This window comes from Phytobacter sp., from assembly GCF_059074235.1.
Genome location: NZ_JCACPZ010000001.1, coordinates 97,605 through 110,952, shown reverse-complemented (window position 1 = coordinate 110,952; position 13,348 = coordinate 97,605). Strand labels below are relative to the sequence as shown.

The following is a 13,348-nucleotide window of genomic DNA, read 5'->3' as shown; positions in this document are numbered from 1 at the left end:
CTATGGGTTAGTTTTAATTGTTTCCCCGGGAACGTGGTTTCGGCGACGCATCACCCACAGCGCGACCAGCGCCGCCAGCAGTAACACCGCCTGCGGAACTAACGTTTCCACATAGGGATAAATGCCCAGCCAACTGATTTCCGGCAATCCGTTGATGAGCGTTGGCTGGAACAACTTGCCTTCCACCAGTTCCAGCACCCCTTTACCGGCAAAGACAAATGCCATCAGGTACATAAAACTGCCGGTAAACATAAAGAATGGTTTGAGCGGTAATTTGACGACGGTGTAGCGCATCACCAGCCAGGCGATCAGCAGCACCACGCAGCCCACGACAAAGCCTGCGCCAATCGCCATGTGACCGGCAAAATCCTTCGCATCACCGATCAGCGCGAAGTAGAACAGCACTGTCTCCGCCCCTTCGCGGTACACCGCAAGGAAACAGGTCAGCCACAGTCCGACCAGCGAACCGCGTGTTAACGAGTGGGATAATTTGCCTTCCAGCCAGGCTTTCCAGTGGCGCGCTTCCACCTTAGAGAGCAGCCAGTAGCTCATGGAGAAGAGCATCACCACGGCAATCAGCATGGTGAAGCCTTCGAGCATTTCACGGCTGGCACCGGAGTTGGTGAATAACATCTGGAAGATAACCGCCGTCACCACGCTGGCGACCAGGGCGACAATCACCGACTGACGAATTAGCGGCATCTTGTCCTGATGGTTGTTTTTCACCATGTAAGCCACAATTGCCGCGACAATCAGCAGCGCTTCCAGCCCTTCACGCACGATGATCATCAGGCTGTACAGCAGCAGGCTCCACTGGGTTTCCTCTCCTTCACCCAACATGGTGACGGCGCTTTGCAGATCGGTTTTCAGCCCGTTGGCTTCCGCCATCAGCGTTTCAACCGGCTGGCCGGCCTTCATCAGGCTGACCAGGCGGGTAAAGTGGTTTTCCAGCGTGGTTTTGAAGGCGGAGTCACGGGAACCGATTTTGTTCTCCATGCCGGTGGCTTCAAAGCGGTCAAAATAGGTGTCCTGCACGTCCAGAATCGCGTCCTGCGCTTTGCCGCTCTTATAGCGGGCGATGGCATCCGCGATGCTCTGGTTGATGCCATCCGAAATGCCCGCCCAGTCGGCATTAGCAGGTGTATCGCTTGACGCAGGCGCATTGGCAGCAGCCTGCTTCGGTGTAGTTACCGGCTGATCATCACGGGTGGTGGGCAGCCCCGGCAGCAGGTCTTCAATGTCCTGTAACAGCGCAGTAGTCTGGTAAGAGACATCGTTCAGGCGATCGGGCTGGGCCGCCAGGGCAATCAGCGCAGTAAATTGCTGATTAATCGACGCGGCATCTTTTGATGACCGGTTCTGGCGTACCGACATCTCCATTTCAGAGTTTTTAAAACCCTGGAAGTGGGCCTGCTGAACGTGCTGGCTGGCGGCGCTGTAATTGCCTGCCTGATATTCGGTCACAGCCTGCGCCAGTAAATCGTCGATGGTGCGGAAATTGTCCTGCCAGTAAACGGCAATATCGTCACGGGAGAGCGCCGTGTGCTGCTCTTCGGCTACCAGTTTGTGGCCGCCATCCAGCACCGGTTCCACTTCGCGTAACGCTTTTTTTAGCCCGTCGATTTTGGCCTGCACTTCACTGAGCGGTTTCTTCTCGCCAATCATCTTGCGGATTTCGCCGAAGGTGCTCTCCATCTCGTAACTTTTGCTGGCGGAGAAATTGATGCGAATCGGCCCTTCGAGGTTTTCGAACACTTCGAAATAGGCCATCTGCACTTCGCGGCGCGCATCATTGTCTTTTTGCTGCTGATAAAGTTCTGCCGTTTTATCAAGGCGTTGTTCAATATCTTCAATAAAAGGGGCGTAGCTTGTTTCTGCCCAGGTGCATGCGCTGAACAGTAGCCCCACTAAAACCACCAGAAAAGATCGGGAAATAGACACAATGTGTACCGTAAAATACAAATGATAATGATTATCATGATTCTTTTTTATCGTTTGTACATGACCAGGATCATGAAACCGTCAAACAGTGACAAGTTGTGTAAATTAATTATAAAAAGTGAATGTTAATAACCAGGCATGTTTGTCGAGACCGACAGGTTTATTTCCACATTTAGCTTAGGGGTTATTAAAAGCGCTAATAGCAAGATCGAGTAATAATGTGAAAAAGAGAAAATAAATAAGCCAGCGATAACAACCACGCTGGCTTAAATACAATTACTTAACTTCTCAGGGTATTTTGAAACTTAGTCTGATAATAATTGCTTATCTTTCGCGACCCGCTGGAGGAAATGACCGTACCCGCGTTCGCCCATCCAGAAATTAATGCTTTTCTCGACGCCCGTTGACGTCATTGTGGCCCCGGTAATGCCATCCACCGTGTAATCATCGTGGGGACCCGCGCTTTCCTGAACCACTTTCAGCGCAGGTCTGGCATCGTCGTTTAAGATCTTTTTACCGGGCCACTGGCTAAGCCACTGCGGGTCTTCAACTTTCGCCCCCAACATCGGGGTTTCGTTTTGTTCGTAGTAGAAGAGGTTTTTTACCGTGCGCCCGTCGGTCTCCAGCGCGATGAACGCATGCATCATCGACTTCGCCCCTTTTCCGGAAACAGGCAGGATAATTTGTTGTATTTCATTATGATTATTCTGCACGAGATAAACTTCTGCAGTACTGCAACGCTGGCGAATCTGAGCCGGATCTTGCTCTGGCGCGAGATTTACGCAGGATTTTTGTACACTCTGACGAGAGGAAACGGGCAGCAATGTACCGCTGTCGAGATTCACCTGACGCGTAATGACCCTTTTATCAAATAACGCATTTAGCGTCTTTTCATCTTCTTTGCCAGAGCTCAGACCCGCTACCTGAAGAATCGCCGCCGTCTGTTGTTGACTGGTTGGCTGTGCATCATTGCTCTTAATGACCAGAAACCAGACAGCCGCCGCAGCAAAACATAAAACAAGGAATAACATCATTGATGCAACAATAATTTTACCTTTACTCATTATAATTTTTCACCCCTTAGTAACGACTCGACCTGACGACAAATAAATAGTGCGCCAGTGATGATGCTTTTTATATCTATGCCACTGGCAGATCGGGTTTGCAACTACTCGCCAGACGCTATTGTGATAACAAAAATGATAAAAAAGCAGCACCTTTATTTTCAGAGAGAATATTAATGATGAGAAATAAGTCTGCGTACGTTAATTCATTCGGGGGGAAACATGAGTAAAAACCCCGCCATGAAAGCGGGGTGAATAGCTTATTTAGAGACGTCTGTACCGAAGTACGTGTTGGAAATTTTCTGGTACGTGCCGTCAGATTTAATGCTCTCCAGCGCCTTGTTAATCGCCTGCTGCAGATCGGCATTGTCTTTACGAATCAGCACGCCAACCTGCTCCGCATCACTTTGTGAAGCCACGATTTTCACCGGCGCATCCGGCTTGTGTTTTTTGAAGTCGAGGAACGACAGGTTGTCGTTGATAGTGGCATCAGCACGGCCCTGCGCGACCAGCGAAACGGACTGATCAAAACCATCGGTTCCTACTACTTCCGCACCGTATTTACGCGCCAGTTGCGCATAGTTACTGGTCAGGGTGTGGGCGGATTTTTTGCCTTTCAGATCGTCAAAGGATTTGATTGCTGAGTTGTTGCTGTTAACGATCAGCACCGCTTTGGAGGAGATGTACGGCTCGGAGAAATCAAATTTCGCCTTACGCTCAGGTGTAATGGAGACCTGGTTAATGACTGCGTCATAACGTTTGGCATCCAGTCCGGCGACCAGACCATCCCATTTACCTTCTACGAACTCGGCTTTCACCCCGATACGTTTGGCAACTTCCTGGCCAATTTCCACGTCAAAGCCCACCAGTTTGCCGGAGGCATCGTGGTAGGTGAACGGTGGGTAGGTGCCTTCAGTACCGATTTTAAACACCCCGGCAGACTTAATCTTTGCCAGGTCGTCTGCGGCAAAGGCCGCATGCGAGGCACTCAGTTGAATGGCGGTAGCCAGCAGTGCAGTCACTAATACTTTCATCATTAACTCCTTGAAGATTGAATGCCGTGTTGTTGTTTTAAATTTCCCAGGAATCGGGAAGGGTGTCGGTCAGGGTGGAAATAAACAGTTGGGTGCGCGTCTTCTTCGCCTGGGTAAAGATGGCCTTTGACGTGCCGCTCTCTACAATGTGCCCGGACTCCAGAAAGACCACCTGGTTGGCAATATTCGCCGCCAGCCGCAAGTCATGGGTAGCCATCAGCATGGTGGTGCCTTCCTGCGCAAGCTGACGCAGAACCGCCACCACCTCCAGCGACAATTCAGGATCGAGCGCAGACGTGGGCTCGTCGCACAGCAACACTTTGGGTGAAGGTGCCAGCGCACGGGCTATCGCCACACGCTGCTGCTGACCACCGGAAAGCATGGCAGGCCAGGCATCGCGCTTGTGCAGCATACCCACTTTGGTGAGCAACTCTTCCGCCCTTGCGGTCGCCCTGGCGACTGGCCATTTCTGTACCACCACCAGCCCACGCATGATGTTTTCCAGCACGGTTAAATGCGGGAATAACTGGAAATTCTGGAAGACCATCCCGGTCTGCTGGCAAATCCGGCGAATATCTTTTTTCTTTGTTTTTGTCTGCCCGTTAAATGAAATTTCTTCACTGCCAATCTGCACCGTTCCGGCCTGCGGTATTTCCAGCAAGTTCACGCAGCGTAATAACGTACTTTTACCGCTACCAGAAGGGCCAATTAATGCCGTGACGCTGCCTTCTGGCAGAGAAAGCGAAATATCGTGTAAGACTTTTTGCGAACCAAAACTTTTCTCAAGTCCGGAGAGCGTTATCATTATAATTTTCCTTCACCACGGTATTTCTTTCTAAACGAATTTCCAGACGCGACTGTAAATACGATAAAACGGAACTGATCAGCAGGTAGAGAATGGCAGCTTCGGTATACAGAATTAACGGCTGATAGGTCACCGCTGCAATGCGTTGAGCCGCAAGAAACATCTCCGGCACGGTGATAACCGACGCCAGCGAGGTGTCTTTGACCAGCGAAATAAAGGTATTTGAAAGCGGTGGTACCGCCACCCGCGCAGCCTGAGGCAGAATGATATGGCGCAGCGACTGGCTCCAGCTCATGCTGATGGAGTGCGCAGCCTCCCACTGGCCTTTCGGTACTGAAAGCAACGTGGCGCGGATCACTTCAGAGGTATATGCACCAATATTCAGCGTGAAGCCAATCACCGCTGACGGGAACGCATCCAGAGTAATACCGGCATTAGGCAGCGCATAGAAAATAAGGAACAGTTGCACCAGCAAAGGTGTGCCGCGAATAATCCAGACATAAAAACGCACCAGACTTTTCAGCGGGGCTGGTCCATATAACCGAATTAACGCAACGATAAATCCCAGAATTAATCCCAGGATAAAAGTGATTAATGTTAATGGAATCGTAAATGTCAGCCCGGCATACAACATCGGCCAAAATGAATCGAGCGCTAAAGATAACCAATCAGGCACACTTCACCTTCCCTGAAAATTATTATTTTCAGTTGTAATAAATTAAATAAGATAATTTTTATTCATGAAGGGCGAGTCTACCACGGGGTAATTCGGGACGTATCTAGATATACCAGGAATGCTTATGCGTTTGGGGCATAAGTGATTTCTATCGCCATTGAGAAAGGAGAAGGCCCCGTATTTCATACTGCCAACACGGGGCAACCTCTTCATCAAATCTGTGCCAGACCGCCGTCAACGAACAGTTCGATGCCGTTGATGTAGCTTGCGTCATCAGAGGCAAGGAACAACACTGCGTTAGCGACTTCAGACGGTTGACCAATGCGTCCTGACGGCACCTGTTCAGAGAGCCAGGATTTGGTGCCTTCCGCCTGTTCACCGCCGCCGAAGAGTTCATTCAGACCGGCGGTATCGGTCAGGCCTGGGCTGACGGCATTGACGCGAATACCACGTGGTTTGAGATCCAGAATCCAGCTACGGGCAAAGTTACGCACCGCCGCTTTGGTCGCCGAGTAAACGCTAAATCCAGGGGTGCCTTTCACACTGGTGGTGGAGGCGGTCATCACAATGGAAGCGCCATCTTTCAGCAGCGGCAGGGCTTTTTGCACCGTGAAGAGCACGCCTTTCACGTTGGTGTTAAAGGTCTGCTCGTAGTGCTGTTCAGTAATTTCGCCCAGTGCAGCAAAGTCACCGCCACCGGCGTTTGCCACCAGCACATCTATCTGCCCGTGCTGCTGTTGAATTACATCGTAGAGGTGGTCGATATCACCCAGTTTGCCCATATCGCCACGCACGCCGACCACGCTGCCACCAATCTCCTGCACCGCTTTGTCGAGCGCTTCCTGACGACGACCAGTGATGTAAACCTGCGCGCCTTCAGTCGCGAATGCTTTTGCTGTTGCCAGGCCAATACCGCTGGTGCCACCTGTTACCACGACCACTTTGTTGCTGTATCTGTTCATTTTAAACTCCGGTTTATTCCGTTGGGTTAGTGATGATGAAGATACCAGTGGAACGATGGTGCAAAAAGACAGCAAATATGCTACCTATCGTTCTATTAAAGGAACGATGAGAAGACGATGCGTACCGATCTCAATGATTACCGCTACTTCGCCGAAGTGGTGCGCCACGGTGGGTTCGCCGCTGCGGGCAGAGCGTTACATGAGCCAAAGTCAAAGCTGAGCCGCCGGGTGGCAGAGCTGGAGTCACGCCTGGGCGTACGGCTGATTGAGCGCACCAGCCGCCGCTTTCGTGTGACCGAAGTGGGCGAGGCGTTTTACCAGCGCTGTCGTGCGATTTTGCAGGAAGCGGAGCAGGCTGAAGCGCTGATTGTCAACGCCCATGCGGAGCCGCACGGTCTGGTGCGTTTCAGTTGCCCGACCGGCATGGTCGAGGTGGTATCCGACACCTTAATGGCCTATATGCGCCGCTACCCGAAGGTTCGGTTACAAATTGTGGCCGTCGATCGTGCCGTTGATTTGATTAACGAGCGCATTGATGTTGCCCTGCGCGTGCGCACCCAGCTAAATAGCGATGCGGAGCTTATCATGCGCACTTTGGGCATTTCGCACCGGATTCTGGTCGCCAGCCCGGAACTGGCGCACCGCGCCGGAAAAGATATTGCTGCGCTGAAGAGTTTGCCAACGCTCAGTACCAATGATGACGATCTGGAAGTCGAGTGGCCGCTGGAAAACAGCGATAAGCAGAGTCTGGCGTTTCGCCATACGCCAGTGATGAGCTGTAGCGACTTTTCTGCCGTGCGCTGTGCGGCAAAAGAGGGGCTGGGGGTGGCGTTTTTGCCGGAGCATTACTGTCATCGCGCCTTCGAAAGCGGAGAGCTGGTGCAGATTTTCCCGCAGTGGCGCAGCGTGCCGGGAATTGTTCACCTGGTGTTTACCACTCGTAAGGGGCTGCCGCCTGCGGTGAGGGCGCTGATTGATAGTCTGGCAGTGTCGTTTGCGGCCTTGACCCGGTTGTGAGTGTGCCGATATTTCCCCCTCACCCTCTCCCCGGCGGGGCGAGGGGGCACCTCATTCATGAACTCACCTCATAACCACAATATGATTTCGCGGGATTATCACAGCAGAAAATCCAATTAAAATAGCCCCCATCACGTACCGGCGCGTTCGTCCTCTGCCGCTGCATCCGCTGTTATTAATCGAGATCTTATGACTAAATCCACAAACGGGCCGCTGTTTGTCGCGATCCTGAGCGCATTAATGGCGTTTACCTCGCTGTCGACCGACATCTATCTACCCGCCATGCCGGTGATGGCCGTTGAGTTACAGGGTGATGTTGAACTCACCGTCACTGGCTTTCTTATCGGCTTTGCCCTGGCGCAACTGGTGTGGGGACCGATCAGCGACCATCTGGGTCGTCGGCTGCCGCTGTTTATCGGCATGGTACTGTTTGTGATTGGCTCGCTGGGCTGCGCGCACTCCACTTCCATCAACGAGATTGTCTTCTGGCGCGTCTTCCAGGCGATGGGAGCCTGTACCGGACCGATGCTGGCACGCGCAATGATCCGCGACCTTTTTAGCCGCACGCGTGCTGCCCAAATGCTCTCCACGCTGATTATCGTGATGGCGATTGCCCCTATCGCCGGGCCGCTGATGGGCGGGCAGATTATCCGCTTCACCTCGTGGCACGCCATCTTCTTGCTGCTGGCAGTGATTGGTGTACTGATGTTTTTGTCGCTGTGGTTTTTACCGGAAACGCTGCCCGCAGAAAAACGCACCCCGGCCTCGCTGCGCGGCGCGTTTCGCAACTACGGTTCACTGCTGAAAAACCGCCTGTTTATGCGTTACACCTTGAGCCTGACCTTCTTCTACGTTGCGGCCTATGCGTTTATTACTGGTTCGCCACGGGTTTACATCAGCTTCTACGGTATTGATCCGCAGTATTACGGCTGGCTGTTTGCGGTGAATATTGTCGGTGTGATGGGCATGAGCATGGTGAACCGCCGACTGGTGCAGCGTTACCCGCTTGAGACCTTACTGAAAGCGGCAGTCACCGTTGCCGCCGTTGCCGTGGTGGTGCTGGCCGTGACGGTGAAACTGCATGCGGGTGGCATCGCAGCGGTGGTCGCCTGCGTGTTTGTCTATTTCTCGATGAACGGGATCATTGCCGCTACCTCGACCGCCGCCGCGCTGGACGAAGTGCCCAACATAGCCGGTTCCGCTTCGGCGCTGATTGGCTCGTTGCAATACGGCAGCGGCATTGTCTCGTCGCTGCTGCTGGCGCTGTTCAGTGACGGCACGCCCTGGACGATGGCATGGATCATGGCGCTTTTTACCCTCGCCAGCGCCGCGATTATCGTTTTGCCACGTCGTCCTTGAGGCGCATCGCCTCAACAAACAGTGAAAAAGCGGCCGTGTGCTGCCGTCTGCTGGGATAGTAGAGATAGTAACCGGGGAACGGCTCGCACCAGGCGTCCAGGACCCGTACCACCTCTCCCCGTTCTATCTCTCCGGCGACGGCATCGTCGGGCAGGTAGACCAGCCCGACGCCGGACACCGCCGCTTCAATACGGTGACGTAGCGCATTAATAGTGAGCTGCCCTTCCACCCGCACTTTCAGCTCTTTGCCATCTTTTGAAAATTCCCACGGCAACAGGCCGCCGAGGGTCGCCATCCGCATGTTGATGCAACGGTGATACTGCAGGTCTGCCGGGGTTTTTGGCGGCGGATTGCGACGAAAGTAGTCCGGTGACCCGACAATCGCCATGCGCATCGGCGGGCTGACGGGGATCGCAATCATGTCTTTTGCGACCGACTCGCCGAGGCGAATACCGGCGTCGAAGCGCTGAGTCACAATGTCCATCAGGGCGTTGTCGACGGTCACTTCGACGTTGATATCCGGCCAGCAAGCAAGAAAATCCTTTAGCACCGGCCAGAGCACCGAATCCACCGCATGTTCCCCTGCCGTAATACGGATATTCCCGGCGGGCACATCGCGCATCCCTTTGAGCATGTTGAGCTCGGTTTCGATGTCACTAAAGTGCGGTCCGATGCGCTCCAACAGGGTTTCTCCCGCTTCGGTGGGCGATACGCTGCGGGTGGTACGCGTTAACAGACGGATGCCCATGCGCTCTTCCAGCCCGCGCATCGAATGGCTTAGCGCCGACTGCGACACGCCCAGTTTGGCGGCAGCGCGGGTAAAGCTGCGCTCCTGGGCGACAACCAGAAAAGCGATGAGGTCATTAAAATTTTCTTTCAGCACGGGCGGTTCCGGGGCATGAAGGGAGGTGAAAAAAGTATACCTGAGGTATTGATGAATTTGCCTCATAGGTCCTTTTTGATTTACCCACTAACCCATTCCGTTCGCGCTGCGTAAGCTTAACAGGACGATGTTTCCCGTTCTGGAGAAGAAGATGAAGATTACCCGTAGTGCGTCCGTGCCCTCAGCCGCTGGCCCAAAAGATTACTTCACTGGCCGCGTGCGTATTGATTCCCCGTTCAGTGCCGAAGCGCCTGCCCGCGTTGGCGGTGCTACCGTTACCTTTGAACCCGGTGCACGCACGGCGTGGCACACCCATCCGCTCGGCCAAACGCTGATCATCACGCAAGGCAAAGGCTGGATTCAGTGTGAAGGCGAAGAGATTCAGGAGATGAACCAGGGTGATATCGTCTGGATACCGGAAGAGGTGAAGCACTGGCACGGCGCAACGCCGGACAATGCCATGACCCATATCGCCATTGCGGAGTCGCAAAACGGCAGCCCGGTCACCTGGCTTGAGCAAGTGTCGGACGAGCAATACCGCAAATAAGCCGTAAATCGCACCTGACGCTACACCAGGTGCGTTCTCTGATTTACTTGCCTGCGTTATTCAGCGCCGCAATCTCATCGGCGGAGAGCGTCAGGGAAAGCGCGGTCACGAAGCTGTCGACCTGCGGAATTTTGGTCGCACTGGCAATCGGTGCGGTCACGCCAGGCTGAGCAATCAGCCACGCCAGCGCCACTTCTGCTAGTTTCACACCGTGCGCCGCCGCCACCTGGTCGAGCGCATCAAGAATGCGGAAGCCACGGTCATTGAGATACTTACCAATGCCCTGTCCACGCTGGCTCTGGCTCAAATCTTTTTCGCTGCGATATTTACCGGAGAGGAACCCGGACGCCAAACTGTAGTAGGTCACCACGCCAATGTTTTCCCGTACCGTCAGGTCCTGAAGTGCGCCTTCAAAGGTTTCACGGTCATACAGATTGTATTCCGGTTGCAGCACCTGGTAACGCGGCAGGGATTTTTCATCCGCCACTCTAAGGGACGTCTGCAACTGCTCTGCATTCAGGTTGGATGCGCCAAGCGCACGGATTTTCCCGGCCTTCAGCAGTTTTTCATAGGCACCCAGCGTCTCTTCATACGGGGTGTCATTGTCTGGCCAGTGGGAAAAATAGAGATCGATATGGTCGGTTTGCAGACGACGCAGGGAGTCCTCTACCGCCTGGGCAATCCAGCGACCCGACAGCCCTTTTTTGCCCGGCTCGCCGAGATCGGAACCCACTTTGGTAAACAGAGTGACTTTGTCGCGTGCGCCCGGATGGGCCGCCAGCCATTTACCGATAATGGTCTCGGATTCGCCGCCTTTATTGCCCGGAGCCCAGGAGGAGTAGACATCGGCAGTATCGATCGCCGTTAACCCTCTTTCCAGCAACGCATCCAGCAAACTGAAACTCTGCTTTTCATCCACGGTCCAGCCAAATACGTTACCGCCAAAAACCAGCGCGGGGATCTGTAAACCCGTGGTGCCTAATGTGCGTAAAGTCATGTATGAATACCCTCAGACAACGGACGGAGGTGGGCGCTCCTTGCCTGTTCAGTCCGGACAACAATGAGCGGTTCATCACTGAACCGGAACCCTGATGTTTGTGTGCCTTACACAATAGTCGCCGATCGTCACGTGGGGGGTTAGCAAAACGTGGCTTTTAGACAGTCAAATTTCGGGCATCGATAGCCAGAGAACGCCAAAAGAACCGTCGGTTTTAGTGTGGCGAACGGAAGACAGGCAGAGTGTTGAGCAGTGCCGTAATGGCGCGCAGATGCTCACGCAGCGTGCCGTGTAGCTGGCGAATCGCCGGGGAAAACTGCTTACGGTGCGGGCAAATCAGGTTCAGTGGTGCGGCTTCACCGGGCTGGTCAGGTATGAGCACCTCCAGGCGACCCGCCTGCACATCATCACTGATATCAATCCAGGATTTATAAACAATCCCCATGCCATCGACGGCCCAACGACGCGCAACGTCCGCGTCGTCACACAGCATTCGGCTTTTAACGATGAGCTGGCGGCGCATGCCGTCCTGCGGGAAGCTCCATTTGTCATAGACATGGCTGTTCATCGTAAACAACAGGCAGTGGTGATTAACGATATCGTCGAGGGTCTGCGGTCGGCCATGCTTTGCCAGGTAAGCGGGCGAAGCGGCGAGAACCCGGCGGTTATCTTCCGCCAGCGGCAGCGCCACATAGCTGCTGTTATCCAGCACACCGTAGCGAATGGCGATATCTACCGGGTCGCGGAAGACATCGCTGATATGATCCGAGAGCGATAAACGCAGCGAAATCTTCGGGTGCTGATCGCAAAAGCGGGTAATCAGCGGCAACAGGACGTTACGGCCAATATCCGACGGTACCGCCACGCGTAGCTCGCCCTGAATATCATCTTCGCCGCTATGCAGGCTTTCAGCGCCAGCCTGTACGACGGCAAGCATCTCCTGGGCAAACGGCAGGTACTTCTCGCCCTCAGACGTCAGGCGCAGGCTGCGAGTGGAACGGACAAACAGGCGCTTATCGAGGTCGCGCTCCAGTCGGTGAACCGCAGCACTGACCTGCCCAGGCAGCAACCCCGCCTCACGTGCCGCATTGGAAAAACTGCCCAGTGCCGCAGAGCGGACAAACAGCGTGACATCTTCAAGGCGGATCATGGCGGCTCCTGAGCCCAGGTTCGAGTAGCCCTCTTTGTGCCAGAAAAAACCCGTTTCGCACAGGGGTTACCAGGGTATTTTCACTGCAAATGTGAAAGTGCTGCTCGATTAGGCTGATTTATCTCACCTTCGTTTACGTTTATTCTCAACCCACCAGACGGGGCGGCAGGCCCCTCGATTTTCATTTTTGCGCCAGGAGAGAGATGATGACTTTAGATGATGCAGTGGTGACCCGTCATACCGTTAAGGCGTTTGAACCCGGTAAGACGCTGCCCCAGGATCTGATTGATACCCTGCTGAATGTGCTACACAACAGCCCTTCCTCCGTAAACTCCCAGCCGTGGCACTTTGTGGTGGCCTCCACGCCGGAAGGCCGCGAAGCGATTGCGAAATCCACCACCGGTGCCTTTGTTTACAACGAACCTAAAGTGCTGAACGCCTCACACGTGATTGCGCTGTGCATGCGTACTGACATCACCGAGCAGCACCTGCAAAACGTACTCGCGCAGGAAAATAGCCAGGGACGTTTCGTGGCCGACGGCGCGCAGGCCGGTCAGGACAAGAGCCGCCGCTCTTACGTCGATATGCACCGTTATGAGTCCCGCGACGTGCCGCAGTGGATGGAAAAACAGGTTTATCTGGCGCTCGGCGGCCTGCTGCTGGGTGCCGCGATGCTCGGTATTGATGCCACGCCAATGGAAGGGTTTGATCAGCGTGAGTTGGATCTCTCCCTTGGCCTGCGTGAAAAAGGGCTGACCAGCGTGGTGCTGGTGTCGCTGGGTTATCGCAGCGAGAAAGATTTCAACGCTGCCCTGCCGAAATCCCGCCTGCCGCGCGAAGATGTGTTTACCTTTATCTGATGCACAATACCCGGCAGCGTGCTGCCTGCCGGGTACTTTCAGGTTTGTTCAGG

The 13,348-nt window shown here is 54.1% G+C and carries 13 protein-coding genes; 4 read left to right on the top strand and 9 right to left on the bottom strand.

Features of this window, described 5'->3' with window-relative positions:
- From AC5JPW_RS00535 to AC5JPW_RS00510, 6 genes are all read right to left on the bottom strand, one after another.
- A complete protein-coding gene (locus tag AC5JPW_RS00535; RefSeq protein ID WP_494237686.1) occupies positions 1-1,941 on the bottom strand; it encodes an FTR1 family iron permease in 1,941 nt (646 codons plus the stop codon).
- Between the two features lie 305 nt (positions 1,942-2,246).
- The gene (nqrC, locus tag AC5JPW_RS00530; protein ID WP_494237685.1) at positions 2,247-3,005 is read right to left on the bottom strand and encodes an NADH:ubiquinone reductase (Na(+)-transporting) subunit C; all 759 of its coding nucleotides are present in this window, start codon (positions 3,003-3,005) and stop codon (positions 2,247-2,249) included.
- A 260-nt stretch (positions 3,006-3,265) separates the two neighbouring features.
- On the bottom strand, positions 3,266-4,039 hold the full coding sequence (locus AC5JPW_RS00525; RefSeq protein ID WP_494238114.1) for an amino acid ABC transporter substrate-binding protein: 774 nt from the start codon (positions 4,037-4,039) through the stop codon (positions 3,266-3,268).
- A gap of 37 nt (positions 4,040-4,076) precedes the next feature.
- The gene (locus AC5JPW_RS00520; RefSeq protein ID WP_494237684.1) at positions 4,077-4,844 is read right to left on the bottom strand and encodes an amino acid ABC transporter ATP-binding protein; all 768 of its coding nucleotides are present in this window, start codon (positions 4,842-4,844) and stop codon (positions 4,077-4,079) included.
- Complete coding sequence (locus AC5JPW_RS00515; protein ID WP_494237682.1) at positions 4,822-5,520, bottom strand: amino acid ABC transporter permease; 699 nt, start codon at positions 5,518-5,520, stop codon at positions 4,822-4,824. The genes AC5JPW_RS00520 and AC5JPW_RS00515 overlap by 23 nt, the downstream gene beginning before the upstream one ends.
- A gap of 212 nt (positions 5,521-5,732) precedes the next feature.
- Complete coding sequence (locus AC5JPW_RS00510) at positions 5,733-6,482, bottom strand: SDR family NAD(P)-dependent oxidoreductase (protein ID WP_494237681.1); 750 nt, start codon at positions 6,480-6,482, stop codon at positions 5,733-5,735.
- Positions 6,483-6,599: 117 nt separating this feature from the next.
- Here AC5JPW_RS00510 and AC5JPW_RS00505 point away from each other — a divergent pair, with 117 nt between their 5' ends.
- Positions 6,600-7,499 (top strand): LysR family transcriptional regulator, encoded by a 900-nt coding sequence (locus AC5JPW_RS00505; protein WP_494237680.1) that lies wholly within the window; start codon positions 6,600-6,602, stop codon positions 7,497-7,499.
- 189 nt (positions 7,500-7,688) lie between these two features.
- The gene (locus AC5JPW_RS00500; protein ID WP_494237678.1) at positions 7,689-8,858 is read left to right on the top strand and encodes a multidrug effflux MFS transporter; all 1,170 of its coding nucleotides are present in this window, start codon (positions 7,689-7,691) and stop codon (positions 8,856-8,858) included.
- Here AC5JPW_RS00500 and AC5JPW_RS00495 read toward each other — a convergent pair.
- On the bottom strand, positions 8,833-9,741 hold the full coding sequence (locus AC5JPW_RS00495; protein ID WP_494237676.1) for a LysR family transcriptional regulator: 909 nt from the start codon (positions 9,739-9,741) through the stop codon (positions 8,833-8,835). The genes AC5JPW_RS00500 and AC5JPW_RS00495 overlap by 26 nt on opposite strands.
- Positions 9,742-9,892: 151 nt before the next feature.
- Here AC5JPW_RS00495 and AC5JPW_RS00490 point away from each other — a divergent pair, with 151 nt between their 5' ends.
- Positions 9,893-10,288 carry a (R)-mandelonitrile lyase gene (locus AC5JPW_RS00490; protein WP_494237675.1) on the top strand — a complete coding sequence of 132 codons (396 nt, stop codon included), beginning with the start codon at positions 9,893-9,895 and terminating at the stop codon, positions 10,286-10,288.
- A 43-nt stretch (positions 10,289-10,331) separates the two neighbouring features.
- Here AC5JPW_RS00490 and AC5JPW_RS00485 read toward each other — a convergent pair whose 3' ends face one another.
- A complete protein-coding gene (locus AC5JPW_RS00485) occupies positions 10,332-11,285 on the bottom strand; it encodes an aldo/keto reductase (RefSeq protein WP_494237674.1) in 954 nt (317 codons plus the stop codon).
- Between the two features lie 214 nt (positions 11,286-11,499).
- On the bottom strand, positions 11,500-12,435 hold the full coding sequence (locus AC5JPW_RS00480; RefSeq protein WP_494237673.1) for a LysR family transcriptional regulator: 936 nt from the start codon (positions 12,433-12,435) through the stop codon (positions 11,500-11,502).
- Between the two features lie 206 nt (positions 12,436-12,641).
- On the opposite strand from AC5JPW_RS00480, the gene nfsB reads away from it, so the two are divergent.
- A complete protein-coding gene (nfsB, locus tag AC5JPW_RS00475; RefSeq protein WP_494238113.1) occupies positions 12,642-13,295 on the top strand; it encodes an oxygen-insensitive NAD(P)H nitroreductase in 654 nt (217 codons plus the stop codon).
- The last annotated feature ends 53 nt before the right edge of the window (positions 13,296-13,348 follow it).

Coding starts and splice junctions, on each gene's coding strand:
- AC5JPW_RS00505 (WP_494237680.1), top strand. CDS start 6,600: ATGCGTACCGATCTCAATGATTACCGCTACTTCGCCGAAGTGGTGCGC.
- AC5JPW_RS00500 (WP_494237678.1), top strand. CDS start 7,689: ATGACTAAATCCACAAACGGGCCGCTGTTTGTCGCGATCCTGAGCGCA.
- nqrC (WP_494237685.1), bottom strand. CDS start 3,005: ATGAGTAAAGGTAAAATTATTGTTGCATCAATGATGTTATTCCTTGTT.
- AC5JPW_RS00525 (WP_494238114.1), bottom strand. CDS start 4,039: ATGAAAGTATTAGTGACTGCACTGCTGGCTACCGCCATTCAACTGAGT.
- AC5JPW_RS00485 (WP_494237674.1), bottom strand. CDS start 11,285: ATGACTTTACGCACATTAGGCACCACGGGTTTACAGATCCCCGCGCTG.
- AC5JPW_RS00520 (WP_494237684.1), bottom strand. CDS start 4,844: ATGATAACGCTCTCCGGACTTGAGAAAAGTTTTGGTTCGCAAAAAGTC.
- nfsB (WP_494238113.1), top strand. CDS start 12,642: ATGACTTTAGATGATGCAGTGGTGACCCGTCATACCGTTAAGGCGTTT.
- AC5JPW_RS00480 (WP_494237673.1), bottom strand. CDS start 12,435: ATGATCCGCCTTGAAGATGTCACGCTGTTTGTCCGCTCTGCGGCACTG.
- AC5JPW_RS00490 (WP_494237675.1), top strand. CDS start 9,893: ATGAAGATTACCCGTAGTGCGTCCGTGCCCTCAGCCGCTGGCCCAAAA.
- AC5JPW_RS00510 (WP_494237681.1), bottom strand. CDS start 6,482: ATGAACAGATACAGCAACAAAGTGGTCGTGGTAACAGGTGGCACCAGC.